The following is a 25,558-nucleotide window of genomic DNA, read 5'->3' on the forward strand; positions in this document are numbered from 1 at the left end:
TAGTGAGGCAAATGATGCCAAATGTGTCATGACTCATTTCGTACATATCACTTTCCGACGAATGGCACTCCAAGACCGATGAAATCGGTCCGCAGTCGCGCTTCCGAGTGCTCAGCGACCTAGGGGTTTTGCCACCGCCGCTGCGGCAAGTCCTTTAAGGCGAGGGACCTCTGGGCGGGTTTTGGTTCAAGGGGATGGATACCCAAGTATTTGATTCCTTTGGGAATCTCTCAAGCTGACCCTACAGCTTGGGACGGGAGACACGTTACACGTGTCGCACAACGCTGGGCATTATAAGCATTTTTCGTCTCGCCGGGTGACCGGCCAGGCGGCCCGCTGCACCGTCTGGCCGGTCAGGCTCGGCAACGCGGCGGTTCATGGTTGTAGCAAGGAAGTCGCCATGCTTGGACGTTTTGGCAAGGATGCCAGTTCACTGTTGGGGGTGGAAATCGCTTCCGACTCCATACGTATTGCACAGCTGCGGCGCCACAGGGGGCGTTACCAGCAGTTGGTCTGGGCGGTCGAGCCGTTTGCGCCTGGCAACGGCTGGCAGGACCCTGAGCGTATTGTCGCTGCCCTGCGCAGCGCTCATCGACAATCCGGCAGCCGCGAACGCCGTGCAGCCGTAGCGCTGCCTGCCTCACAAGTGATTTGCAAGCTATGCCAACTTCCAGGCGGCCAGGCTCCAAGTCAAATGGAGGCGCGACTGCTGGCAGAAGCAGACCGGCTGTTCCCCTTCCCCCTTGAGGACCTGGTACTGGATTTTCAGGTGCTGGGTGCCTCGTCGCAGCATCCCGGTAGCCTGGATGTCTTGGTCGCAGCCAGTCGGCAGAGTGCACTGCAGCCCGTGCAAGCTGCATTCGAAGCAGCCGGGCTTGAGCTTGAAGTCGCCGAGGTAGACAGCATTGCCTTGCGTCGCCTGATGCCCTGCCAAAGCAAAGGCCAGGCTGCGCTGCTGCGCATCGAGCCGGGCGGTTCGACGCTGCATGGCTGGCTTGGCGACGCGCTGCCTTTGAGGCGGGAGTTGCTCCCGGAGGCGTTACCTGACTTGCCTGGGGAGGTTTTCGCTGCAGAGGCAGGGCCGGAAGAAGTGCTTGTGGTCGGCGCGCCGGAGGCTGGGCAATACCCGCTTGGCCGACTGAGCGAGCGTCTCGGCTTGCCGTGCCGGCCTTTGCCGGCCGTGGCTGGGGTGGATTGCCGCGACGGCCGGATGGCCTTGGCGTTTTCGCTGGCAATGGGGAGCGTGCATTGATGTTGCGCCTGAATCTGATGCCGTGGCGAGAGCGGCAGCGCCTGGCAGCGCTCAGGCGTTTGCGCCTGATGGTGGTGGGGGCGGCTGTCGTGGCGTTGTCTGCGGTGCTGCTTATAGACCAGTTGGCTCGTCAGCGAGCTCGTCAGCAAGCCGCTGCCAACAATAGTCAGCAAGCCGCTATCGATGTACTTGAAGTGCACAGGGGTGAGCATGATCGTATCCGGCAATCCTACGAGCAAGTGCGAGCGCAGACGGCGGCCTTGGCTGACTTGCGTGCTGGACAGGGGCGGGTGACAGCCGTGTTTGCGGATCTGGAGCGGGCGCTGCCGGAGGGCGTCCAGCTGCTCAGGCTCGAACTGCAGGGCTCCCAGGTGCGCATGGTCGGCGTGGCTGCCTCCGGCGCAGTCGTAGCCCAGCTGATGCGTGAACTGGAACGTTCCGGTGCGCTGCGTGAACTGGAGCTCAAAAGCCTGAAGAGTGAGCCGGGCGGCGACGCGTTCATATTGTTGGCCCGCATGTCGGCGCTCTGGTCGTGAATCTGTTGCAGAAAGGCGAATGGCTGGCCCTCATCGAGCGTTCGCAGCTCGTTCGCCGCGCGCTGCCGTTCGCCGTAGGCCTTATCGTGGTGGGGGGCGGTTGCCTGTTTCGTTTGCCGTACTGGTTGCAGCTTCAGGAGGAAGAACAGGCCAGGCAAGTTCGCCTGCTCCAGGTGCATGAAGCCAGGGCTGCCGAAGTGCTGGCGTTGTCACGGATGCGCGAGGGCCTCGATGCTGCACGACAGCATCTGCAGGATGCTCGCTGGCGCCTTGCCGCCGGGGCCGACATGAGCGATTTGCTGGACCAGCTCGCAGCCTCGGGGCATGCGCATGGCCTGCACTTCGAACGCCTCGATGTACTTGATGAGGTAAACCACCAGCCTGGCTATTGCCAGACATCACTGGACGTGCAGGTCGTTGGGCGCTATTCGGGGCTGCGGATGTGGTTGGACGACTGGCTCGGCCAGGTTCGTCTGTTGCGCGCCGAAGCCTTGTGGCTGGCACCTGCCGAGGACAGGCCCGGGCTGTTGCGCCTGGGCATGCGCGTGCATGCTTATCAAGCCGATGGTGAAGTGCCTGAGCCCTCAACCTTGGCCGATAGACCTGCTCGCGGTGAGATGTTGCCGGTGGTGCTCGATCCGTTTTCCGAATGGGCTACGCGAATTGCCCAGGCGGGGCTTGCCAGCGTGCCGCTGGCTCAGCTGCAGATGGTCGGCAGCCTGCAGCGGGGGCCGCAGCGCGAAGCGTTGCTGTCGGCGGCAGGTCGCTTGTATCGCGTGCGCCCCGGTGATCGGCTGGGGCGCGATGGAGGTGTTGTGGTGGAAGTCGGCGAGCGCCAGCTGAACGTGCGTGAGCGGCTGTTCCTCGGGGGCGTGTGGCGTGAGCGCACGGTAATGCTGACGCTCAGGAAGAGCGTGACAATGGAGGCCAGCGACGGTGATGAAATGGCTATTGAAATGGATGACGGTGGCGCTACTCACCAGTCAGTTGTGCATGGCAGCGCCCTATCGGGGTGAGCCCATCTCGCTGAATTTTCAGGATGTCGAGGTGCGCTCGGTACTTCAGGTGCTGGCGGACTACGCCGGGATCAACCTGGTGGCCAGCGATACGGTGCAGGGCAATGTAACCCTGCGGTTGCACGAAGTCCCATGGGACCAGGCGTTGGAGCTGGTCCTTGGTAGCAAAGGGCTGGCTCGGCGCGAAGAGGGGAATGTGCTGCTGGTGGCGCCAGCCGCCGAGTTGGCCGAACAATCCCGCGGTGCCCGCATCGGGCAGGAGCTGGATGCGCAGCTGCAACCCCTGCAGCGTGAGCTGCTGCCGATCCATCACGCACAGGCTGCCGAGCTCGCGGAGCTGTTGCTGGCAACCCTGACGGACGACGGCATTCTGACCGGTCGTGGCAGCCTGAGCGTCGACACTCGCACCAACACCTTGGTCGCCCACCAGCCTGCGGATCGCCTCGCCGATTTGCGGCAGTTGGTCGCTCAGCTGGACGTGCCGGTGCGGCAAGTGGAGATCGAGGCGCGCATCGTGGAGGCCAACGTCGACTATGAGAAAGGCCTGGGCGTGCGTTGGGGGCGGCAGCTATATGGGGAAGCGCCACGATTGGGCAAGGACCTGTTCGTCGACCTGGGCATGGAGCGAGGCAGTGCCGGCATCGGCGTCGGCCTGTTGCGCAGTGGCCTGTTGCTGGACCTGGAACTCAGCGCCATGGAAAAGAGCGGCAACGGTGAAATCATCTCCCAGCCCAAGGTAGTGACGGCTGACAAGGAAACCGCGAGGATTCTCAAGGGCACCGAGGTGCCTTATCAGGAAACCAGCAAAAGTGGCGCTACCTCGATCGCCTTTCGTGAGGCCTCGCTCTCGCTGGAGGTCACTCCGCAAATCACCCCGGATGGCAAGGTCATCATGACCGTCAAGGTGACCAAGGACGAGCCTGACTTCGTCAATGCCCTGAACGACGTGCCGCCGATTCGCAAGAACGAGGTCAATGCCAAGGTCCGTGTGGCGGACGGTGAAACCATCGTCATCGGTGGCGTTTACTCGACCACGCAAAACAAAGTGGTCGACAAGGTGCCATTTTTCGGCGATCTGCCGTATGTTGGGCGGCTGTTTCGACGCGATGCATTACAAGAGAAAAAATCCGAGCTGCTGGTCTTCCTGACTCCGCGTATCATGAGTGACCAGGCGATTGCTGTGAGTCGTTGATTCTGTGCGAAATTTGATACTTGTAGGACCCATGGGCGCTGGTAAAAGCACCATAGGGCGCCTGTTGGCCAAAGAGCTGCGCCTGCTGTTCAAAGATTCCGACAAGGAAATCGAACTGCGGACCGGTGCCAATATCCCGTGGATCTTCGACAAAGAAGGCGAACCGGGCTTCCGTGACCGTGAGCAGGCGATGATCGCCGAGCTCTGCGCGCTCGATGGCGTGGTGGTGGCGACCGGTGGCGGCGCAGTCATGCGTGCGGAGAACCGCCAAGCCCTGCACAGGGGCGGCCGGGTCATTTATCTGCACGCCTCGGTGGAACAACAGGTCGGGCGCACTGCGCGCGATCGCAATCGCCCGTTGCTGCGCACGGCCAACCCGGAGGCGACCCTGCGCGCCTTGCTGGAGGCGCGCGACCCGCTTTATCGCGAAATCGCCGACCTGGTGGTGGAAACCGACGAGCGGCCACCGCGCATGGTGGTGCTCGATATTCTGGAGCGCCTGCAGCAGTTGCCGCCCCGCTAAGCCGGGACTATTCTCGGCCAGCGCCGAGGCGAGGTTCAACGTTACCGCGCGGGTCGAACAGCCGGCGCCGCGCCCAAGTACATTGTGGGGATACATGCAGACACTTAAGGTCGACCTGGGCGAGCGTAGCTACCCGATCTACATTGGCGAAGGCCTTCTGGACCAGGCCGAACTGCTGGCGCCGCATATCCGCGGGCGGCAGGTCGCCATCGTTTCCAACGAAACCGTCGCGCCTCTGTATCTCCAACGCCTGAGCAACACCCTTGGCGCCTACTCGGTGCTGCCGGTGATCCTGCCGGACGGCGAAGCCCATAAAAACTGGGAGACCCTGCAACTGATCTTTGACGGTTTGCTGACGGCGCGACATGACCGCCGTACTACCGTGGTCGCCCTCGGCGGCGGCGTGATCGGTGACATGGCCGGCTTCGCCGCAGCCTGCTACCAGCGTGGCGTCGATTTCATCCAGGTGCCGACCACCCTGCTGTCTCAGGTTGACTCCTCGGTGGGGGGCAAGACCGGCATCAACCACCCGTTGGGCAAGAACATGGTCGGTGCTTTCTATCAGCCCAACGCGGTACTGATCGATACCACCAGCCTCAAGACCCTGCCTGCGCGCGAGCTGTCGGCGGGCCTGGCTGAAGTGATCAAGTACGGCCTGATCTGCGACAAGCCATTCCTGGGCTGGCTCGAAGACAATATCCAGGCCCTGCGCGCCCTCGAACCCGCTGCCCTGACTGAAGCGATCCGTCGCTCCTGCGCTGCCAAGGCAGCCGTTGTCGGCGCCGACGAGCGCGAGTCGGGCGTGCGCGCCACGCTGAACCTGGGGCATACCTTTGGCCATGCCATCGAAACGCACATGGGCTACGGCGTGTGGCTGCATGGTGAAGCCGTGGCCGCAGGGACGGTCATGGCCCTGGAAATGTCCATGCGCCTGGGTTGGATCGACCAGGCCGAGCGTGATCGTGCAATCCACCTGCTGCAGGACGCAGGTTTGCCGGTGGTGCCACCACAGGAAATGACCCCGGCGCATTTCATGGAGCATATGGCAGTCGACAAGAAGGTACTCGATGGCCGCCTGCGGCTGGTGCTGCTGCGCCAGCTGGGCGAGGCCGTGATTACCGACGACTATCCGAAAGAGATTCTTCAGGCCACGCTGTCGGCGGATTACCGCGCGATCGTGGCCCAGCTTTGAGGTTGTGACAGCGTAATGACCAGTTTGCATGCCGATGAGGCGTTCCTCGAACATTACCAGTTGAGCCACGATCCGTTCGCACCGCGTGTGCCCGGCTTCAAGTTCTTCCCCGCCCAGCGCAAGCCGGTGCTGGGCCAACTTCATCACTTGGCCCGCTACAGCCAGCTGATGTTGGTGGTTACCGGCCCGGTTGGCAGCGGCAAGACCCTGCTGCGCCAGGCCCTGGTGGCCAGCACCAACAAGCAGACGGTGCTGAGCGTGGTGGTGTCGGCCCGTGGTGCCAGCGACGCTGCCAGCGTGCTCGGTCAGGTGGCGCAAACACTTGAAGTGGCCCAGCCTGAAGTGCAGGCGATCCTGAACAAGGTGGTGCAGCTGGCGCTGACCGGTCAGGAAGTCTATTTGCTGGTGGACGATGCGGAACAACTCGACGAGTCGGCACTCCAAGCGTTGCTGGAACTGGCGGCCGGGCTACCGGAAGGGCGCCCGCACGTGTTCCTGTTCGGCGAGCCTTCGCTGATTGCCGGGCTGGATGAGATTCAGGTCGAGGAAGAGCGCTTCCATATCATTGAACTCGCCCCCTACAACGAGGAAGAAACCCGCGAGTACCTGGAGCAACGCCTGGAAGGCGCTGGCCGGGGCATCGAGGTGTTCACCCGTGAACAGCTGGTCGATATTCATGAAAACTCCGACGGATGGCCTGGCAACATCAACCAGGTCGCCCGCGATACTTTGATCGAAGCCATGATCGCCAGCCGTACCACGGTCAAGCGACCATCCATGGGGTTCAAAATGCCTAAGAAACACGTACTCGCGCTGTCCGCTGTCGTCGTGGTCGCCGTAGGTGCTGCAGTTCTGATGCCGAAGAAAGGCGACAAGGCGCCAGCCGAAGCGCCTGTAGCCCAGGCCCAGCTGCCGCTGGGCGAGGGCCAGCCAGGCGCCGCCCAGTCCAACAACGGCAGCCCGGCCATCGAATTCTCTGGCCAGTCGCAGCCGATGCCGCTGCCGCTGGTCGGGCAGTCCCAGCCCGTGATGCGCGAGCCGCTGGCGCAAGCTGCCGGCATGGGTGATGGCGAAGAAGGTGGCCCAGCGGGCAACACCGCCCTGCAGCCTGGCAATCCGCCGACCGTGACCACCATCGCACCGCCACAGGGCGTGCCTGCCGGCCCGGCGCCGAGCATGGCCCAGGCTGCCACGCCTGTGCAGCCGGTTGTACCTGCGCCGAAGCCTGTCGCTACCCAGCCAGTGAAGCCGGTTGCGCCTGCCAAGCCGGCCCCGGCACCCACTCAGGTCGCTGTTGCCAAGCCAGCCGCCAAACCGGTGGAAAAGCCGGTCGCCAGTGGCAGCGCCAGCGGCGGTTGGTATTCGGGCCAGAAACCCGGCAACTACGTGGTGCAAATCCTCGGCACCAGCTCCGAAGCATCGGCCCAGGCCTTCGTCAAGGAGCAGGGTGGCGAGTATCGCTACTTCAAGAAAAACCTCCAGGGCAAACCGCTCTACGTGGTCACCTACGGCAATTTTGCCAGCCGCGACGCAGCGGTTGCGGCAATCAAGAACTTGCCAGCGAAGGTCCAGGCTGGTAAACCTTGGCCACGTACCGTCGCCAGCGTCCAACAAGAGCTGGCCTCGGCCCGCTGATACCTTCCGGGCGGCATCACCCCGTCGCCCAGTTGCTGAGCGATTAACGACATCCGACTAGCCTGCTGCGCCTGCGCGCGGCAGGCTTTTCTGTCCCAGACTGCCGGCCACAAGCCTCTGTTGCAGACCTGGCTGAAACGCTTCAGACTCGAGCCAAGCCGCTATCACGGCGCATGGCGCAAAAACATTCAAAATTGCGACATAAATTTTCAATGGTGAGACATGAAAATTTGTGGGTATGACTGTCGCTGTGCAACAATGGTTTTCCATGGCCACCGCAAAAAAGCTGGCGTTTGATCGGCGTGGATGGTAAGTGGTTGTACATAAAAGAGATTTACCTCCGGTTGAGAGGTGAACCTGGTGAGAAAGTGTCTATGAAAACAGGTCTGTACCATCCCGAAGAATTCAAGGACAACTGTGGTTTTGGCCTGATCGCCCATATGACGGGCGAGCCGAGTCACCACCTTCTGCAAACCGCCATGCAGGCACTGACCTGCATGACCCACCGCGGCGGTATCAACGCCGATGGCAAGACCGGTGACGGTTGCGGTCTGCTCATGCAGAAGCCTGATCAATTCCTGCGGGCCGTGGCCCAGCAACACTTCGCCGTCGAGCTGCCAAGGCAGTACGCCGTCGGCATGGTGTTCTTCAACCAGGACCCGGTCAAAGCCGAAGCCGCCCGCGCCAACATGGACCGCGAAATCGTCGCGGCCGGCCTCAAGCTGGTCGGCTGGCGCAAGGTCCCGATCGACACCAGCGTGCTCGGCCGCCTGGCCCTGGAGCGCCTGCCGCAGATCGAGCAGGTATTCATTGGCGGTGAAGGCCTGAGCGATCAGGAATTCGCCATCAAGCTGTTCAGTGCCCGTCGCCGCTCGTCCGTGGCCAACGCCCACGACGCCGACCACTACATCTGCAGCTTCTCGCACAAGACCATCATCTACAAAGGCCTGATGATGCCGCGCGATCTCGCGGCGTTCTATCCGGACCTGGGTGACGAGCGCCTGCAAACCGCGATCTGCGTGTTCCACCAGCGCTTCTCCACCAACACCCTGCCGAAATGGCCGCTGGCGCAGCCGTTCCGCTTCCTCGCCCACAACGGCGAGATCAACACCATTACCGGCAACCGCAACTGGGCCATGGCCCGTCGCACCAAGTTCGCCAACGACCTGATCCCCGACCTCGAAGAGCTCGGTCCACTGGTCAACCGCGTCGGTTCCGACTCGTCGAGCATGGACAATATGCTGGAGCTGATGGTCACCGGCGGCATCGACCTGTTCCGCGGCGTGCGCATGCTGGTGCCGCCAGCCTGGCAAAACGTCGAGACCATGGACGCCGACCTGCGCGCCTTCTACGAATACAACTCCATGCACATGGAGCCGTGGGATGGCCCGGCCGGTATCGTAATGACCGAAGGCCGCCACGCGGTGTGCCTGCTCGACCGTAACGGCTTGCGTCCGGCGCGCTGGGTGACGACCACCAACGGCTACATCACCATCGCCTCGGAAATCGGCGTTTGGGGCTACCAGCCTGAGGAAGTCCTGGCCAAGGGCCGTGTCGGCCCGGGTCAGATTCTTACCGTGGACACCGAGACCGGCCAGATCCTCGACACCGACGCCATCGACAACCGTCTGAAGTCGCGCCACCCGTACAAGCGCTGGCTGCGTCAGCACGCCCTGCGCATCCAGGCGACCCTGACCGACGACCAGGGCGTGGCCAGCTACGACGCTGACCAGCTCAAGCAGTACATGAAGATGTTCCAGGTCACCTTCGAAGAGCGTGACCAGGTGCTGCGCCCACTCGGCGAGCAGGGCCAGGAAGCGGTCGGCTCGATGGGTGACGACACGCCGATGGCGGTGCTTTCGCAGCGCGTGCGTTCGCCATACGACTTCTTCCGCCAACAGTTCGCCCAGGTGACCAACCCGCCGATCGACCCGCTGCGCGAAGCGATCGTCATGTCCCTGGAAATCTGCCTGGGCGCCGAGCGCAACATCTTCCAGGAGTCCCCGGAGCACGCTTCGCGGGTCATCCTCAGCTCGCCGGTCATCTCGCCCGCCAAGTGGCGTTCGCTGATGAACCTGGAGCGCGAAGGCTTCGACCGCCAACTGATCGACCTCAACTATGACGAGAGCGTCGGCCTGGAAGCGGCCATCCGCAACATCGCCGACCAGGCTGAAGAAGCCGTGCGCAGCGGCAAGACCCAGCTGGTACTGAGCGACCGCTACATCGCCCCGGGCAAGCTGCCGGTACATGCTTCGCTGGCCGTGGGTGCCGTACACCACCGCCTGACCGAGCAGGGCCTGCGTTGCGACAGCAACATCCTGGTCGAAACCGCCACTGCCCGCGACCCGCACCACTTCGCCGTGCTGCTGGGCTTCGGTGCCTCGGCCGTTTACCCGTACCTGGCCTACGAAGTGCTGGCCGACCTGATCCGTACCGGCGAAGTGCTCGGCGATCTCGACGAAGTCTTCAAGTACTACCGCAAGGGCATCTCCAAGGGCCTGCTGAAGATCCTGTCGAAGATGGGCATCTCCACCATCGCCTCGTACCGTGGCGCCCAGCTGTTCGAAGCCGTGGGCCTGGCCGAAGAAGTGGTTGGTCTGAGCTTCAAGGGCGTGTCCAGCCGTATCAAGGGTGCGCGTTTCGTCGACCTCGAAAGTGACCAGAAACTGCTGGCAGCCGAAGCCTGGAGTGCGCGCAAGCCAATCCAGCAAGGTGGCCTGCTTAAGTTCGTCCATGGTGGCGAATACCACGCCTACAACCCGGATGTAGTCAACACCTTGCAGGCCGCTGTGCAGCAGGGCGACTATGCCAAGTTCAAGGAATACACCACGCTGGTCGACCAGCGCCCGGTGTCGATGATCCGCGACCTGCTGAAGGTCAAGGTCGCCGACGAGGCCCTGCCGCTGGACCAGATCGAACCGCTGGAGGCCATCCTCAAGCGCTTCGACTCCGCCGGTATCTCGTTGGGGGCTCTGTCGCCGGAAGCTCACGAAGCTCTGGCCGAGGCGATGAACCGCCTGGGCGCACGCTCCAACTCCGGTGAGGGCGGTGAAGACCCGTCGCGCTACGGCACCATCAAGAGCTCGAAGATCAAGCAGGTGGCTACCGGCCGCTTTGGCGTGACCCCGGAATACCTGGTCAACGCCGAAGTGCTGCAGATCAAGGTTGCCCAGGGCGCCAAGCCTGGTGAGGGCGGCCAGCTGCCAGGCGGCAAGGTCAACGGCCTGATCGCCAAGCTGCGCTATGCGGTACCGGGCGTGACCCTGATCTCGCCGCCGCCGCACCACGACATCTATTCGATCGAAGACCTGGCCCAGCTGATCTACGACCTCAAGCAGGTCAACCCGCAGGCCCTGGTTTCGGTCAAGCTGGTGGCTGAGGCCGGCGTTGGCACCATTGCCGCCGGCGTGGCCAAGGCCTATGCCGACCTGATCACCATCTCCGGTTACGACGGTGGTACCGGTGCTTCGCCGCTGACCTCGATCAAGTACGCTGGCGCCCCGTGGGAGCTGGGCCTGGCCGAAACCCACCAGACCCTGCGCGGCAACGACCTGCGCGGCAAGGTGCGGGTGCAGACCGACGGCGGCTTGAAGACCGGCCTGGACGTGATCAAGGCAGCGATCCTCGGCGCCGAGAGCTTCGGCTTCGGCACCGCGCCAATGATCGCCCTGGGTTGCAAATACCTGCGTATCTGCCACCTGAACAACTGCGCCACCGGCGTTGCCACGCAGAACGAGAAGCTGCGCAAGGACCACTACATCGGCACCGTCGACATGGTGATCAACTTCTTCACCTTCGTCGCCGAAGAAACCCGTGAGTGGCTGGCCAAGCTGGGCGTGCGCAGCCTCGGCGAGCTGATCGGCCGTACCGACCTGCTCGACGTGCTGCCAGGCGACACCGAGCGCCAGCAGTACCTGGACCTGACCCCGCTGCTGGGCAGCTCGCACATTCCGGCCGACAAGCCGCAGTTCTGCGAAGTCGACAACAACCCGCCGTTCGACAAGGGCGAGCTGGCCGAGAAGATGGTCGAGATGGCCCTGCCGGCAATCCGCGACCAGGCCGGTGGCGAGTTCAGCCTCGACATCTGCAACTGCGACCGTTCCATTGGTGCCCGTATCTCTGGCGAAATCGCCAAGCTGTACGGCAACCAGGGCATGGCAGACAAGCCGGTGACCTTCCGCTTCAAGGGTACCGCTGGCCAGAGCTTCGGCGTGTGGAACGCCGGTGGCCTGAACCTGCACCTGGAAGGCGACGCCAACGACTACGTCGGCAAAGGCATGACCGGTGGCAAGGTGACCATCGTGCCACCCGCCGGCAGCCCGTTCGCCACCCAGCACAGCGCCATCGTCGGCAACACCTGCCTGTACGGCGCCACCGGCGGCAAGCTGTTTGCCGCAGGTACCGCGGGCGAGCGCTTCGCTGTGCGTAACTCCGGCGCCCACGCTGTTGTCGAGGGTACCGGCGATCACTGCTGTGAATACATGACTGGTGGCTTTGTCTGCGTTCTGGGCAAGACCGGTTACAACTTCGGTTCTGGCATGACTGGCGGCTTCGCCTACGTGCTCGACATGGACAACAGCTTCGTCGACAAGCTCAACCACGAGCTGGTGGAAATCCAGCGGATCAGTGGTGAGGCGATGGAAGCCTACCGCAGCCACCTGGCGCGGGTCCTTGGCGAATACGTGGAAGAGACCGGCAGCGAGTGGGGGCGTGAGCTCTTCGAGAACCTGGACGACTACGTGCGACGCTTCTGGCTGGTCAAGCCGAAGGCGGCCAACCTCAAGCAACTGCTGTCCAGCACCCGTGCCAACCCGCAGTAAGAACAGCTGCAAGTGACGGCCCCGTGCGCGGGGCCTGTCGTGCTCAAGTGATCGTCTTGCAGCTTGCAGCCTGAGGCTGGCAACTGCGGTAAAGAGGTTTTGAAAAATGGCTGAACGTCTGAACAACGACTTCCAGTTCATCGAAGTGGGCCGCAAGGACCCCAAGAAGAAGCTGCTGCGCCAGCGCAAGAAGGAGTTCGTGGAAATCTACGAACCGTTCAAGCCGCAGCAGTCCGTGGAGCAGGCGCACCGTTGCCTGGGCTGCGGCAACCCGTATTGCGAGTGGAAGTGTCCGGTACACAACTTCATCCCCAACTGGCTGAAGCTGGTCTCCGAAGGCAACATCCTGGCCGCGGCCGAACTGTCGCACCAGACCAACACCCTGCCGGAAGTGTGCGGCCGTGTGTGCCCGCAGGACCGTCTGTGCGAGGGGGCCTGCACCCTGAATGATGGGTTCGGCGCTGTGACCATCGGCTCGGTGGAGAAATACATCACCGACACGGCATTTGCCATGGGCTGGCGCCCGGACATGTCCAAGGTCAAGCCAACCGGCAAGCGCGTCGCCATCATTGGTGCCGGCCCGGCTGGTCTGGGCTGCGCCGACGTGCTGGTGCGGGGTGGCGTGACCCCGGTGGTGTTCGACAAGAACCCGGAGATCGGTGGCCTGCTGACCTTCGGCATCCCGGAGTTCAAGCTGGAAAAGTCCGTGTTGAGCAATCGCCGCGAAGTCTTTACCGGCATGGGCATCGAGTTCCGCCTGAACACCGAGGTGGGCAAGGACATCACCATGGAACAGTTGCTCGCCGAATACGACGCCGTGTTCATGGGCATGGGCACCTACACCTACATGAAGGGTGGTTTCCCGGGTGAAGATCTGCCAGGCGTCCACGATGCGCTGGACTTCCTGATCGCCAACGTCAACCGTAACCTCGGCTTCGAGAAGTCGCCGGAAGACTTCGTCGATATGCAAGGCAAGAAGGTGGTGGTGCTCGGCGGTGGCGACACCGCGATGGACTGCAACCGCACGTCGATCCGCCAGGGCGCCAAGTCGGTGACCTGCGCCTATCGCCGTGACGAAGCCAACATGCCGGGTTCGCGCAAAGAGGTGAAGAACGCCAAGGAAGAAGGCGTGAAGTTCCTCTACAACCGCCAGCCCATCGCCATCGTCGGCGAGGACAAGGTCGAAGGCGTGAAGGTTGTCGAGACCCGCCTGGGTGAGCCGGATGCCCGTGGCCGTCGTAGCCCCGAGCCGATCCCAGGCTCCGAAGAGATCCTGCCGGCCGACGCCGTGGTGATCGCCTTCGGCTTCCGCCCGAGCCCGGCACCGTGGTTCGAGCAGCATGGCATCCAGCTGGATAGCCAGGGTCGCGTGGTGGCGCCGGAGAAAGCCAAGTTCAAACACCAGACCAGCAACCCGAAAGTGTTCGCCGGTGGAGACATGGTGCGCGGTTCGGACCTGGTGGTGACGGCGATCTTCGAAGGCCGCAACGCCGCCGAAGGGATCCTGGATTACCTGGAAGTCTGACTTTCGACCTCTTCGCGGGCACGCCCGCTCCCACAGGGTTCAGCGCAGAACCTGTGGGAGCGGGCGTGCCCGCGAAGCTTTTGTATACAAAAACGCTTGATCTGTGGCACCTAATAGACAAAACGCATGGCCTTGACCGTGCCTTTTGCGCTGGCGTCTGAGAAAATGCCCGCACTATTTTTCCGGATGCCGACATGACTGCCCTGAAGAACGATCGTTTCCTGCGTGCGCTGCTCAAGCAACCCGTTGACGTCACCCCTGTCTGGATGATGCGCCAGGCCGGCCGCTACCTGCCGGAGTACCGCGCCAGCCGCGCCAAGGCCGGTGATTTCATGAGCCTGTGCATGAACCCGCAGTTTGCCTGCGAGGTGACCCTGCAGCCGCTGGACCGCTACCCGCTGGACGCGGCGATCCTGTTCTCGGACATCCTCACCATCCCCGACGCCATGGGCCTTGGCCTGTACTTTGAAACCGGCGAAGGCCCGCGCTTCAAGAAGACCATCACCACCCCGGGCGACATCGAAGCGCTGCCGATCCCTGACCCACAGAAAGACCTCGGCTACGTGATGGACGCGGTCAGCACCATCCGTCGCGAGCTCAACGGCCGTGTGCCGCTGATTGGTTTCTCCGGTAGCCCGTGGACCTTGGCCACCTACATGGTCGAAGGCGGCTCGTCCAAGGACTTCCGCAAGACCAAGGCCATGGCCTACGACAACCCGCAAGCCCTGCACTTGCTGCTGGACAAGCTGGCGCAGTCGGTTACCAGCTACCTCAATGGCCAGATCCTCGCGGGTGCCCAGGCGGTGCAGATCTTCGACACTTGGGGCGGCAACCTGTCGGCGGCGGCCTACCAGGAGTTCTCCCTGGCCTATATGCGCAAGATCGTCAGCGGCCTGATCCGCGAGCACGAAGGGCGCAAAGTGCCGGTGATCCTGTTCACCAAGAATGGTGGCCTGTGGCTGGAAAGCATCGCCGATGCCGGTGCCGACGCGCTGGGCCTGGACTGGACCTGTGAGATCGGCGACGCTCGCCGCCGCGTCGGCGACAAAGTTGCGCTGCAAGGCAACATGGACCCGACCGTGCTGTACGCCAAGCCCGAAGCCATCCGCCAGGAAGTGGCGCGTATCCTGGCCAGCTATGGCAAGGGCACTGGCCACGTGTTCAACCTGGGCCATGGCATCACCCCGGAAGTCGACCCGGAACATGCCGGCGTGTTCATCAACGCCGTGCACGAGCTGTCGGCGCAGTATCACCAGTAAGCGCTCTGAAACGAAAAGCCCGGCCAATGTGCCGGGCTTTTTCTACTCTGACTTCGGGTGAACCCGCTCCCACAGGTACAGCGCTGAGCTCCAGTTAGGCGCGGTCCCTGTGGCAGCGGGTTCACCCGCGAATGGGCTTCAAGCCGTTTTCGGCTGAAGCTTGCTCAGGTGCAGTGCCACCAGCAACGCCACCGCCAGCAGGCTGCCAATGAACAGGCCGATGCCGTTCCAGCCCCACTGGTGCCAGAAAACCCCACCGGCCGTACCGGCTACGCTGGACCCTGCGTAATAGCTGAACAGGTACAGCGACGAAGCCTGCCCCTTGGCCTTCAGCGCGCGGCGGCCGATCCAGCTGCTGGCCACCGAGTGCGCACCGAAGAAGCCGAAGGTGAACACCAGCATGCCAACGATAACCAGCGCCAGCGGGGTCGCCAGGGTCATCAGCAGGCCTCCCGCCATTACCACGATACTGGCCCAGAACACCTTGCGCCGGCCCAGCTTGTCAGCCAGTGCGCCGACCTGCGCCGAGCTGTAGATCCTCGACAGGTACACCACCGACAGCAAGCCGACCAGCGCCTGATTCATGTGATACGGCTCGGCCAGCAGGCGGTAACCGATGTAGTTGAACAGGGTGACGAAGGCACCCATCAGCAAGAAGGCTTCGAGGAACAGCCAAGGCAGCCCGGCATCCTTGAAGTGCATGACGAAGCCGTCCAGCAGGCTACGCGGGCTTATCAACTGCGGGCGGAAATTGCGCGATTCAGGCAGCACTTTCCAAAACACCAGCGCCGCCACCAGGGCCAGGCCACCGATAGTCAGCATTGCCGTGTGCCAACTGACGAAATCGATCAGTACCCCGGTAATCAAGCGTCCGCTCATGCCGCCGATGGCATTGCCGCCGATGTACAGGCCCATGGCCAGGCCGATGTGCTGCGGGTGGATTTCTTCGCTCAGGTAGGTCATTGCCACCGCCGCCAGGCCGCTCAGGGACAGGCCCACCAGAGCGCGGCTGGCCAGCACCAGCTCCCAGCTCGGCATCACCGCGCTGGCCAGGGTCGACAGGGCGGCACAGACCAGGGCAAAGACCATTACCGGCTTGCGGCCGATGCGGTCGGAGATCGGACCGGTGATCAGCAGGCCGAACGCCAACATTGCAGTGGACACCGACAGCACCAGGCTGCTCTGCGCCGCGTTGATGGAAAACTCCTTCGACAGCAGCGGCATCATCGGCTGTACGCAGTACAGCAGGGCGAACGTGGCGAAGCCGCCGCTGAACAGGGCCAGCACAGTCTTCATGAAGGCGGGGGTGCCTTTTTCGATCCACATGTCGTTCAGGGGGGCGGGTTCTGGGCCGGCAGGAAGGGGGGCTACAGCAGTTTTCACGGGCGGTACCTCTGGCGCAATGAAAAAAGCATATAGCTGGCTAATGATTAGATCCAATATATTGTTCGACCTATTTGAGACGTTTAGCGACCTGATTGGAGCCGATCATGGAACTGCGCCATTTGCGTTACTTCATCGCCGTTGCCGAAGAGCTGCACTTCGGCCGCGCGGCCCAGCAACTGGGCATCTCCCAGCCGCCGTTGAGCCAGCAGATCCAGGCACTGGAACAGGAACTGGGCGCCCGCCTGTTCGAGCGGACCAATCGTCGGGTCGAGCTGAGCGAGGCGGGTCGCCTGTTCCTTGAAGAGGCGCGCCAGGTGCTGGCGCAGGTGGAGAAGGCGGCCGATGTGGCGCGCCGTGCGCAGCTGGGTGAACTGGGTGAGATGAAAATCGGCTTCACCTCGTCGGCGCCGTTCACGTCGAAAATTCCCAAGGCCATTCATGCCTTTCGCCAGCGCTTCCCTGCAGTGCACCTGAACCTCAAGGAAATGAGCAGCCGGGATGTCGCAGAAGGGGTGTTCGACGAATCCATCGAAGTCGGTCTGATGCGGCCGATGCCGCTGCCGGAGGGCCTGGTGGCCACGGAGCTGTTCCGCGAGCCGCTGGTGGCAGTGATCAATGCCTCGCATCCGTTGGCGCAAGGCACGGAACATGGCGTGCACATGGCCGCCCTGGCCCATGAACCGTTCGTGTTCTTTCCGCGCAGCTATGGCAGCGGATTACATGCGCAGTTGCTGAGCCTGGCACGCGAGGCCGGGTTCAGCCCGCACTTTGCCCAGGAAGCGGGGGAGGCAATGACCATCATCGGCCTGGTGTCGGCGGGTTTGGGGGTCTCGGTGCTGCCGGCATCGTTCCAGCGCATGCGCATCGAAGGCGTGGTCTACCGCACGCTGCTGGATGAAGGAGCGATGTCGGCAGTGTGGCTGGTGCAGCGTGAACGTGGCGGTTCGGCGATGGCCCGGGCGTTTGCCGAGTTGCTGACGGGGCTGATGGCGGCCTGAGCCGGCGAACGGGCAAATGGCACTGGCCATTGCCGCTGCGCCGCCACATACTCGGGCATTCGTTGATACACGGAGGTCAATCATGCGGCGCGTGGTGTTCAATCAGAAAGGTGGCGTGGGCAAGTCGAGCATCGCTTGCAACCTGGCGGCTGTGAGTGCCAGCGAAGGTTATCGGACCTTGCTGATCGACCTGGATGCCCAGGCCAACTCGACCCAGTACCTGACCGGCCTCACCGGCGACGATATCCCCATGGGTATTGCCGACTTCTTCAAGCAGAGCCTGTCCAGCGGGCCGTTCAGCAAAAAGAACAAGGTCGATATCTACGAAACCCCGTTCGACAACCTGCATGTGGTCACCGCCACGGCGGAGCTGGCCGACCTGCAACCCAAGCTGGAAGCCAAGCACAAGATCAACAAGCTGCGTAAGTTGCTCGACGAGCTGGACGAGGACTACGACCGGATCTACATCGACACGCCGCCAGCACTCAACTTCTACGCGGTTTCCGCATTGATCGCCGCTGATCGCGTGCTGATTCCCTTCGACTGCGACAGTTTCTCGCGCCAGGCACTGTACGGCCTGCTGGCTGAGATCGAAGAGCTCAAGGAGGACCACAATGAAGACCTTCAGGTTGAAGGCATCGTGGTCAACCAGTACCAGTCCCGCGCCAGCCTGCCTCAGCAGATGCTCGAAGAGCTGCTGGGAGAAGGGCTGCCGGTGCTACCGGTGTACCTGGGCAGCTCGGTGAAAATGCGTGAATCGCACCATGCCAGCCTGCCGCTGATTCACCTGGAGCCGCGGCACAAGCTGACGCAGCAGTTTGTAGAACTGCATTCACTGCTTGAAGAAAACGCTTAGACCCCTTGGCTACGCACCCACTCCAGCAACGACTGGAGTGGGAACGCCCCGGCCTGGCGGCTGATTTCGCGGCCGTTCTTGAACAGGATCAGGCTTGGGATCGAGCGGATACCCAGCTGCCCGGCCAGGTTGCGGTGGGCTTCGCTGTCGAGCTTGGCCAGGCGGCAGCGGCCGCTGAGTTGGCGGGCAGCCTGTTCGAAGGTCGGGGCGAAGGATTTGCAGGGGCCGCACCAGTCAGCCCAGACGTCGATCAGCAGCGGCAGGTCGCCCTTGATCTGGCTGGCGTAGTTGGCTTCGCTGAGTTCGAAAGGCTGGCTCAGCAGCACGTCCTGTTTGCAGCGGCCGCATTTCGGGGCGTCACCCAGGCGCGCCGCCGGCAGGCGGTTGAGGCCGTTGCAGTGGGGGCAGGGGATTACCAGTGGGTCGGACATTTCTTCTCCTTGAGATTTTTGGGTCTGCTGCGCAGCCCTTTCGCGACACAAGGCCGCTCCTACAAGGATTCGCGCCGTTCTGTAGGAGCGGCCTTGTGTCGCGAAAGGGGCGCGCAGCGGCCCAGGATTTATGAAGAACAGCTGATTTCCAAATGTTTGCCCCACTCCGGTGGGCGCTCGGCATAGGCCTGCATGCCAGCTTGCTCCTCGAACGGCTTGCTCAGCACCTGGTGCAGGCGTCGCACCTCACTGTAATCCCCCGCTTCGGCCGCTTCGATGGCCTTCTGCGCCAGGTAGTTGCGCAGCACGTACAGCGGGTTCACCGCATGCATGCGCTCGCGACGGCCTTCGGCATTGCCCGTCTCGCGCTCGCAGCGGGCCAGGTAATCCGCGGCCCAGGCATCGAAGCCGGCGAGGTCGATGAAGTCGTCGCGCACTGCTTTCAGCGCCTCGGCGACGGGCTGGTCGCCCAGCTTGCGGAAGAACAGGTTGTAGTCCACGCCACCGCTCTGCATGCGCTGCAGCAGGCGCTCGACCAGCGCCATGTCGTCGTCTTCTGCAGTGGTCAGGCCCAGGCGCAGACGCATGAGGTCGAGGTAGTGCGCCTGATACAGCGGCAGGAACAGGCCCAGCGTTTCCTTGAGCGATTCCACCTCGATCACCGTGGTCAGGGCCTGGGCCAGGGCGCTGAGGTTCCAGTGCGCGATCGGCACCTGGTTGGCGTAGCTGTAGCGGCCACGGTCGTCGGAGTGGTTGCAGATGAAGTTGGCGTCGAAATCGTCGAGGAAGGCGTAAGGGCCGAAATCGAAGGTGATACCGAGGATCGACATGTTGTCGGTGTTCATCACCCCGTGGCAGAAGCCATAGGCCTGCCAGCGGGCGATCAGCTCGGCGTTGCGCTCGACGATGGTGCGGAACATAGCCAGGTAAGGCTGCTCGGCATCGCGGCATTCGGGGTAGTGCTGCTCCAGCACGTGGTCGATCAGCACGCGTTGCTGTTCCGGCTGCTTGGTGTAGTAGAAGTACTCGAAATGCCCGAAACGCACATGGCTCTGCGCCAGGCGGGTGAGCATTGCCGCGCTTTCGCGGGTTTCGCGCCACACCGGGGTGCTCGAGCCGATCACGCACAGGGCCCGGCTGCTGGGGATGCCCAACGCGTGCAAGGCTTCCGAAGCGAGGAACTCGCGGATTGACGAGCGCAGCACGGCGCGGCCGTCGCCCATGCGCGAGTAAGGCGTCTGGCCGGCGCCCTTGAGGTGCAGGTCCCAGTGCTCGCCCTGGTCATTCAGCACTTCGGCCAGCAGCAGGCCGCGGCCATCCCCCAGGCGCGGGTTGTAGGAACCGAACTGGTGGCCGGAATAGACCATCGCCCGCGGGTCGGCCTCTTGCCACAGCTTGTGACCGCTGAACAGCTCGGCGAACAACGGCAGATCGGCCTGGTCCGGGGCAAGGTCGAGCAGGCTCATGGCCGCCTCGCTCGCCACCACCAGGCGCGGCTCGGCGATCGGCTCGGGCAGGACCTGGGTGGAGAACGCATCGCCCAGGCGGGCGAAGCGGTTGTCGAAGGTGAGTTGGTCGAGGGCTTTCACGGGCTGCTCCTGGAGATCGGTGCCAAGGGGCCGCTTTGCGGCCCTTCGCGGGCAAGCCCGCTCCCACAGGTAATGCGCGGTCCCTGTGGGAGCGGGTTTACCCGCGAACGAGGGCGTAGCCCTCGCAAGGATTCAGCACAGAATAAAGCATTCGAGCCCACTCAGGCCGGTGCAGTGCCATCCGGTTTAGGTTGCTCCGTCGGGATCAGCTGCTGCTTGCCGCCTTTGGGGTCCATCAGGAACACTTCGACCTGGCGTACCGAGATCTTGATGTTGTGGGCCTTGAACTCGCGGTTGATGTAGCGGTTGATCTCGTCCAGCGTCGGGTTGCGGTCACCAAGGTCACGTACGTGCATGCGCAGTTCGTGGTCCAGCGAGCTCTCACCGAAGTTCAGGAAGTACACGATCGGTTCCGGGTCCTTGAGCACGCGCGGGTTCTCGTGGGCACCCTTGAGCAGCAGGTCGCGTACCAGGTCGAGGTCAGAACCGTAGTCGATGCCCAGCTTCAGCGTCACCCGCGTGACCGTGTCGGTCAGCGACCAGTTGATCAGTTGGCCGGTGATGAAGGTTTTGTTGGGGACGATGATGTCCTTGCGGTCGAAGTCGGTGATGGTGGTGGCGCGGATGCGTATCTTGCTCACGGTGCCGGACAGGTTGCCGATGGTGATGGTGTCGCCGATCCGCACGGGGCGCTCGAACAGGATCATGATGCCGGAGATGAAGTTGGCAAAGATCTCCTGCATGCCGAAGCCCAGGCCCACCGACAGCGCCGCTACCAGCCACTGCAGCTTGTCCCAGCTCACCCCGAGGGTCGACAGGGTGCTGACGATGCCGACACCGACGATGGTGTACGAAAGCAGCGTGGTGGTGGCATAGGCGCTGCCCTGGGCCAGGTTCAGGCGCGACAGCACCAGCACTTCCAGCAGGCCCGGCAAGTTGCCCGCCAGGGCGAAGGTGATGCCGACGATCACCAGCGCACCGAGCAGGTCGCCGAGGCTGATAGGCACCATGCTGGCGGCGGCCCCGGTACCGCTGGTGTACTCGTACAGGACGAAATTGTTGAGGTAGGCAAATACCGAGATCAGGTCCGACCAGACCCAGTACAGGCCCGCGATGAAACCACCGAGCAGGGCCAGGCGGATCAGGCGCAGCGACTGCTGGTTGACCTGTTCGATGTCCAGGGTCGGCTCTTCGGTGATGACTTCGCCATCCAGCCCTTCCTTGGCAGCCTGGCGCTTGCTCAGCGCGCGCTGGTAGGCCAGGCGCCGTGCAGCGACCGACAGGCCGCGGACAAAGGCGGCCTCGATGACCAGCCAGAACAGCAGCAGGTAGAGGGTATAGATCAGCCGGTCGGTCAGTTTCAGTGCGGTGTAGTAGTAGCCGAAGCACACGGCCACGAACAGCGCGATCGGCAGTGCGGTGAAGGCCACCCCGACAGCCCTGCGGAACAGCGACGTGTCGCGGTGCGCCGGGCTGCTCAGCAGCAAACGGCTGAGCAGCCAGGCCATCAGTGCGTAGCAGGTCAGTACCACGCCGATGCCGAGCACGTCGTCGGCCAGGGCCGAAGGCTGGTGCTCGGCGACTGCCACCACGCCAACCAGCGCCAGCACCACGGTGCCCAACCGGCGTACCCAGCCGCGCAGGAATTCGACCTGCGGTTTGTGCCAGCGGAAGTGGACTTCCGCCACGCCGCCAGGCGCGAGGATGCGGTAGGCGGTGTAAAACACCAACCAGGCCTGGGCCAGTTGCCACAGCGCCGCGCCGAGGTTGGCGTTCTGCCCGCGGGCGTCAATCTGCAGGGCATAGCTGCACAGCGCCAGGCCCAGGCTGACCGGCATCGCCAGGAGGATGTTGATCAGAATGGCCTGGGGGGTGTGCCACTGGCTGTCACGGCGGAAGTGGCCGATGTCCTGGTGCACCTTGCCCAGCCGTTGGTAGAGGTACTTGCGCCGCCACAGCAGGGCGCCGATCGCCAGCAGCAGCGGCAGGAACAGCAGCGGCCGCTGGCTCAGGCCGTCGGCCAGTTCCTTGATGCCCGAGCCCCAGGGCAGGCTGGCAACCTGTTCAGGGAAGCGTTCCGGCACCAGGCGCAGCCAGTCCCAGTCCAGCGGCTTGTTGCTGGGGATCCAGAACATCTGTTCGTCGAGGGTGTTTCGCAGGCCCTGAGCGGTGCCCAGCAGCTGCTTCTGGTTGAGCTGCAGGGTGATCGATTCGTTGAGCAGCGCCGACAGCTCGCGGTTCAGGCGTTCGAGCAGGTCGCTGCGGGTGATCGCCACTTCCAGCAGGGCCTTGCGCAGTTGCGGCGTGACGTCTTCCTGCGGCTGGCTGGCCAGCAGCTTGTCGACGTAGGCCACCGGGTTGCTCATCTGCTCGCGCTGCTGGTTGATCTCGAACTGGTAGAGGCGGATATCGGCGATCTGGTCGGCCAGGTCGCGGTCCAGCTTCAGGTGCGGCAGTGCTTGCTTCTGCTTGTAGAGGATCTTCGACAGCAGCAGGCTGCCCTTGAGCACGTTGATCTGCTCATCCAGTGCCTGGTCGGCCTGGGTCAGGCTGTCGAGCTGCTGCTTGGTGCGCAGGTTCTGCTGGGTCAGCTCGTTGAGGCGGTCGGTGCTTTTCAGCAGATAGTCGGAGAGCTTCAGGTTGGCCGCGCTCTCGGTGGCCAGCAGGCTGCTGCCGCCGGCCTTTTGCGCTTCGATCGACTGCTGGGTAACGGCTTCCTGGGACTGGGCCAGGCGTTTTTCGTTGATCAGCGTCTGCAGGTCCTGGATTTCCTGCTCCAGACGCGCGGCGCGTTCGATCAGCAGGTCATGGCGGGCGTTGCCGAGGTCTTGCAGCAGGCCGTTACCGGCCAGCTCCTGGCGGCGTAGCAGGGTCAGCGCGTTGAGCGAGGCCAGTTCGGCATTGAGCTGGTTGCGCTGGTCGGCGTTGATCGGCTTGCCGCCGTCCTTGCCGCTCTTGAGGCTGCTGTTGATCTGCTGGGTGCGGGTCTGGTTGTTGCTGATCTCGGCCTGGGCCCGTTCGGGGCGGGTCTGCGAGTTGATGATCAGGCTGTTGGCTTCGGACAGCGCCTTCTGCAAATCACCCTGCTGGGTGTTGCGCTCGCTGAGCATCTGCTCGAGCTGTGGCACGCTCAGGCTGGCATAGCGCTGGGCGACTGGCTGGGGCTTGCTTTGCTTGAGCTTGGCCAGTTCCTTCTGGCTGTCGCTGGTTTCCTTGGGGGCGCTGGCCAACTGCTGCTTGAGCGCGGCAAGCTTCTTCTCGCTGTCTTCCTTGCTGTTGAGCAGGTTCAAGGTCTGCTCGAGCACCTGCTGCAGGGCCTTCTGGTCGGCCTCGGGCAGCTTGCGCTCGGCGATCTTGTCGAGGCTGTTCTGGATGCTGGCGGTGGTCGGGGCTTCTGCCGCGTTGACCGCGAAAGAAATGGACAGGCACAACCCCAGCAGGGCTGTGCGAAGGTACACGCGCAGGGACATAGGCAGACTACTTGTGGATCAGGCAGAAACGGAGTTTAGAGGAACAATCCTGGTCCGGGTCGCGTTCCTTCGGGGAATCTGACGCCGACTTTCTGGATCTTGTTCCCGTCCATGGTCGCCACGGTCCAGATCGTGCCGTGCCATTCGACCTGGTCGCCTACTACTGGAGCGCCTCCGACCTTCTGTCGGATGAACTGCGCCAGCGGCATTTTCGCGTCCAGGCCATCCAGTTTGAGGCCATAAAGTGCGGCCACCGCGCCCAGTTCGGCATCGCCTTCGAGCACGAAGTCGCCAAAGAAACGCAGGTCCAGACCGCGCTGCGGTGCCTGGCTGAACAGCTTGCCCAGCGCCGGAAGGTTATGTTCGTGGCCGATCACGCAGAGCATGTCGCCTACCTCCAGTACCGTACTGCCGGACGGGTGCAGCAGTTGTTCGCCCCGGAACAGCGCGGCGATACGCGTGCCTTCGGGCATCTTGAGCTCGCGCAGGGCGGCGCCGATGCACCATTTTTCCGCACCCAGGCGGTAGACGAACAGCTCCCACTCGCTGGTGATGTGCACTTCCAGCGCAGAGCGGGAAATCGGCGCCGGGTCTGGCGGTACGGTGACCTTCAGCAGCTTGGCCATCCACGGCAGGCTGGTGCCTTGCACCAGCAGCGACACCAGCACGATGAAGAACGCCAGGTTGAAGAACAGCTGGGCGTCAGGCAGGCCGGCCATCAGCGGGAACACCGCCAGAATGATCGGCACCGCGCCGCGCAGGCCAACCCAGGAAATGAAGCCTTTCTCACGACCATGGAAGGCTTTGAACGGCAGCAGGCTGGCGACTACCGACAGAGGGCGCGCCACCAGGATCATCCACAGCGCCAGGCCCAGCGCGGGCAGGGCGATCGGTAGCAGGTCGTGGGGCGTGACCAGCAGCCCCAGCACCAGGAACATGCCGATCTGGGCCAGCCAGGCCATGCCGTCGAGCATGTGCAGGATGCCGTGGCGGCTGCGGATCGGCTTGTTGCCCAGCACCAGGCCGCACAGGTATACGGCAAGGAAGCCGCTGCCGTGCAGGGCATTGGTCAGCGAGAACACCACCAGGCCGCCGGCAACTACCAGAATCGGGTACAGGCCGCCGGCCAGGTTGATGCGGTTGACCAGCTGCAGCATCAGCCAGCCGCCACCCAGGCCAAGCAGGCCGCCAATACCAAACTCACGCAGCAAGTGGCCCAGCAGGCTCCAGTGCAAGCCAGTCTGGCCGCTGGCGATCATGTCGATCAGGGTGACGGTGAGGAACACCGCCATCGGGTCGTTGCTGCCCGATTCGATTTCCAGCGTGGCGGTAACCCGCTCGTTCAGGCCTTTGCCGCCGAGCAGCGAAAACACCGCGGCGGCGTCGGTGGAGCCGACGATGGCGCCGATCAGCAGGCCCTGGATCAGGCTCAGGTTGAACAGCCAGGCAGCTACCATGCCGGTTAGCGCGGTGGTGATCATCACGCCGACGGTGGCCAGGGACAGCGCCGGCCACAAGGCCACGCGAAAGCTCGCCACCCGCGTGCGCAGGCCACCGTCAAGGAGGATCACGGCCAATGCCAGGTTGCCCACCAGGTAGGCGGTCGGGTAGTTGTTGAAGATGATGCCGCCACCATCGACACCGGCGACCATGCCGACGGCGAGAATGATGACCAGAATGGGGATGCCCAGGCGCGATGACAGCGAGCTGACCAGGATGCTTGCGCCCACCAGCAATGCGCCGATCAAGAACAGGCTGTTGATGGTGCTGGCATCCAAAGGCAGGTACTCCGGGATATCGCGGGAAGGGGGCTTGGCTCCTTGACTTGGCAAGTCGCGTGCCAACTGATTCTAACCTGATGAATTGGCAGGCTGTAAA

17 protein-coding genes are annotated in these 25,558 nt (G+C 63.3%); 12 read left to right on the plus strand and 5 right to left on the minus strand.

Annotated elements, in window-relative coordinates; translation table 11 throughout:
- The first annotated feature begins 400 nt into the window (after window positions 1-400).
- The 10 genes from pilM to hemE all read left to right on the plus strand — a co-directional run bounded on the left by pilM (window position 401) and on the right by hemE (window position 14,950).
- Entirely contained in the window at window positions 401-1,252 is an 852-nt protein-coding gene (gene pilM, locus CQW31_RS11020) for a type IV pilus biogenesis protein PilM (RefSeq protein WP_099814475.1), read from the plus strand.
- Window positions 1,252-1,788 carry a PilN domain-containing protein gene (locus CQW31_RS11025; protein ID WP_042806286.1) on the plus strand — a complete coding sequence of 179 codons (537 nt, stop codon included), beginning with the start codon at window positions 1,252-1,254 and terminating at the stop codon, window positions 1,786-1,788. The genes pilM and CQW31_RS11025 overlap by 1 nt, the downstream gene beginning before the upstream one ends.
- A complete protein-coding gene (locus CQW31_RS11030) occupies window positions 1,785-2,804 on the plus strand; it encodes a pilus assembly protein PilP (RefSeq protein WP_099814476.1) in 1,020 nt (339 codons plus the stop codon). Before CQW31_RS11025 ends, CQW31_RS11030 begins: the two co-directional genes overlap by 4 nt.
- Complete coding sequence (locus tag CQW31_RS11035) at window positions 2,728-3,996, plus strand: type IV pilus secretin PilQ (protein ID WP_082433459.1); 1,269 nt, start codon at window positions 2,728-2,730, stop codon at window positions 3,994-3,996. The genes CQW31_RS11030 and CQW31_RS11035 overlap by 77 nt, the downstream gene beginning before the upstream one ends.
- Window positions 3,997-4,000: 4 nt before the next feature.
- The gene (aroK, locus tag CQW31_RS11040) at window positions 4,001-4,519 is read left to right on the plus strand and encodes a shikimate kinase AroK (protein WP_054884228.1); all 519 of its coding nucleotides are present in this window, start codon (window positions 4,001-4,003) and stop codon (window positions 4,517-4,519) included.
- 94 nt (window positions 4,520-4,613) lie between these two features.
- Window positions 4,614-5,711: a 3-dehydroquinate synthase gene (aroB, locus tag CQW31_RS11045; protein ID WP_099814477.1), complete on the plus strand. Its 1,098-nt coding sequence runs from the start codon at window positions 4,614-4,616 to the stop codon at window positions 5,709-5,711.
- A 15-nt stretch (window positions 5,712-5,726) separates the two neighbouring features.
- On the plus strand, window positions 5,727-7,346 hold the full coding sequence (locus CQW31_RS11050) for an AAA family ATPase (RefSeq protein WP_054884230.1): 1,620 nt from the start codon (window positions 5,727-5,729) through the stop codon (window positions 7,344-7,346).
- Between the two features lie 374 nt (window positions 7,347-7,720).
- Entirely contained in the window at window positions 7,721-12,166 is a 4,446-nt protein-coding gene (gene gltB, locus CQW31_RS11055; protein ID WP_099814478.1) for a glutamate synthase large subunit, read from the plus strand.
- Window positions 12,167-12,272: 106 nt separating this feature from the next.
- Window positions 12,273-13,691 (plus strand): FAD-dependent oxidoreductase, encoded by a 1,419-nt coding sequence (locus tag CQW31_RS11060; protein ID WP_054884232.1) that lies wholly within the window; start codon window positions 12,273-12,275, stop codon window positions 13,689-13,691.
- A 194-nt stretch (window positions 13,692-13,885) separates the two neighbouring features.
- Entirely contained in the window at window positions 13,886-14,950 is a 1,065-nt protein-coding gene (gene hemE, locus CQW31_RS11065; protein WP_054884233.1) for a uroporphyrinogen decarboxylase, read from the plus strand.
- A gap of 138 nt (window positions 14,951-15,088) precedes the next feature.
- Here the strand turns inward: hemE and CQW31_RS11070 are convergent, their stop codons facing one another.
- Entirely contained in the window at window positions 15,089-16,276 is a 1,188-nt protein-coding gene (locus tag CQW31_RS11070) for an MFS transporter (RefSeq protein WP_249342230.1), read from the minus strand.
- 164 nt (window positions 16,277-16,440) lie between these two features.
- Between CQW31_RS11070 and CQW31_RS11075 the strand changes: the two genes are divergently transcribed.
- Together CQW31_RS11075 and CQW31_RS11080 are read left to right on the plus strand one after the other, a co-directional pair.
- Window positions 16,441-17,334 carry a LysR family transcriptional regulator gene (locus CQW31_RS11075; RefSeq protein WP_099814480.1) on the plus strand — a complete coding sequence of 298 codons (894 nt, stop codon included), beginning with the start codon at window positions 16,441-16,443 and terminating at the stop codon, window positions 17,332-17,334.
- A gap of 82 nt (window positions 17,335-17,416) precedes the next feature.
- Window positions 17,417-18,190, plus strand: a complete 774-nt coding sequence (locus tag CQW31_RS11080) for a ParA family protein (protein ID WP_054884236.1) — start codon at window positions 17,417-17,419, stop codon at window positions 18,188-18,190.
- Here CQW31_RS11080 and trxC read toward each other — a convergent pair.
- The 4 genes from trxC to CQW31_RS11100 form a co-directional block, all read right to left on the minus strand.
- Window positions 18,187-18,621, minus strand: a complete 435-nt coding sequence (gene trxC, locus CQW31_RS11085) for a thioredoxin TrxC (protein WP_054884237.1) — start codon at window positions 18,619-18,621, stop codon at window positions 18,187-18,189. The two genes, CQW31_RS11080 and trxC, sit on opposite strands and share 4 nt — an antisense overlap.
- Window positions 18,622-18,749: 128 nt before the next feature.
- Window positions 18,750-20,210 (minus strand): protein adenylyltransferase SelO, encoded by a 1,461-nt coding sequence (gene selO / locus CQW31_RS11090; protein ID WP_099814481.1) that lies wholly within the window; start codon window positions 20,208-20,210, stop codon window positions 18,750-18,752.
- 161 nt (window positions 20,211-20,371) lie between these two features.
- Window positions 20,372-23,680, minus strand: coding sequence for a mechanosensitive channel MscK (gene mscK / locus CQW31_RS11095; protein ID WP_054884239.1), 3,309 nt, complete (start codon window positions 23,678-23,680; stop codon window positions 20,372-20,374).
- Window positions 23,681-23,715: 35 nt separating this feature from the next.
- A complete protein-coding gene (locus tag CQW31_RS11100; RefSeq protein WP_099814482.1) occupies window positions 23,716-25,458 on the minus strand; it encodes a potassium/proton antiporter in 1,743 nt (580 codons plus the stop codon).
- Window positions 25,459-25,558: the final 100 nt, after the last annotated feature.

Origin of the sequence: Pseudomonas sp. 382 (genome assembly GCF_002759075.1) — a bacterium.
In the GTDB taxonomy this organism is placed as follows: Bacteria; Pseudomonadota; Gammaproteobacteria; order Pseudomonadales; family Pseudomonadaceae; genus Aquipseudomonas; species Aquipseudomonas vlassakiae.

Coding starts and splice junctions, on each gene's coding strand:
- CQW31_RS11035 (WP_082433459.1), top strand. CDS start 2,728: ATGAAATGGCTATTGAAATGGATGACGGTGGCGCTACTCACCAGTCAG.
- aroB (WP_099814477.1), top strand. CDS start 4,614: ATGCAGACACTTAAGGTCGACCTGGGCGAGCGTAGCTACCCGATCTAC.
- CQW31_RS11070 (WP_249342230.1), bottom strand. CDS start 16,276: ATGTGGATCGAAAAAGGCACCCCCGCCTTCATGAAGACTGTGCTGGCC.
- CQW31_RS11060 (WP_054884232.1), top strand. CDS start 12,273: ATGGCTGAACGTCTGAACAACGACTTCCAGTTCATCGAAGTGGGCCGC.
- gltB (WP_099814478.1), top strand. CDS start 7,721: ATGAAAACAGGTCTGTACCATCCCGAAGAATTCAAGGACAACTGTGGT.
- pilM (WP_099814475.1), top strand. CDS start 401: ATGCTTGGACGTTTTGGCAAGGATGCCAGTTCACTGTTGGGGGTGGAA.
- trxC (WP_054884237.1), bottom strand. CDS start 18,621: ATGTCCGACCCACTGGTAATCCCCTGCCCCCACTGCAACGGCCTCAAC.
- hemE (WP_054884233.1), top strand. CDS start 13,886: ATGACTGCCCTGAAGAACGATCGTTTCCTGCGTGCGCTGCTCAAGCAA.
- CQW31_RS11080 (WP_054884236.1), top strand. CDS start 17,417: ATGCGGCGCGTGGTGTTCAATCAGAAAGGTGGCGTGGGCAAGTCGAGC.
- CQW31_RS11025 (WP_042806286.1), top strand. CDS start 1,252: ATGTTGCGCCTGAATCTGATGCCGTGGCGAGAGCGGCAGCGCCTGGCA.
- CQW31_RS11050 (WP_054884230.1), top strand. CDS start 5,727: ATGACCAGTTTGCATGCCGATGAGGCGTTCCTCGAACATTACCAGTTG.
- CQW31_RS11075 (WP_099814480.1), top strand. CDS start 16,441: ATGGAACTGCGCCATTTGCGTTACTTCATCGCCGTTGCCGAAGAGCTG.
- mscK (WP_054884239.1), bottom strand. CDS start 23,680: ATGTCCCTGCGCGTGTACCTTCGCACAGCCCTGCTGGGGTTGTGCCTG.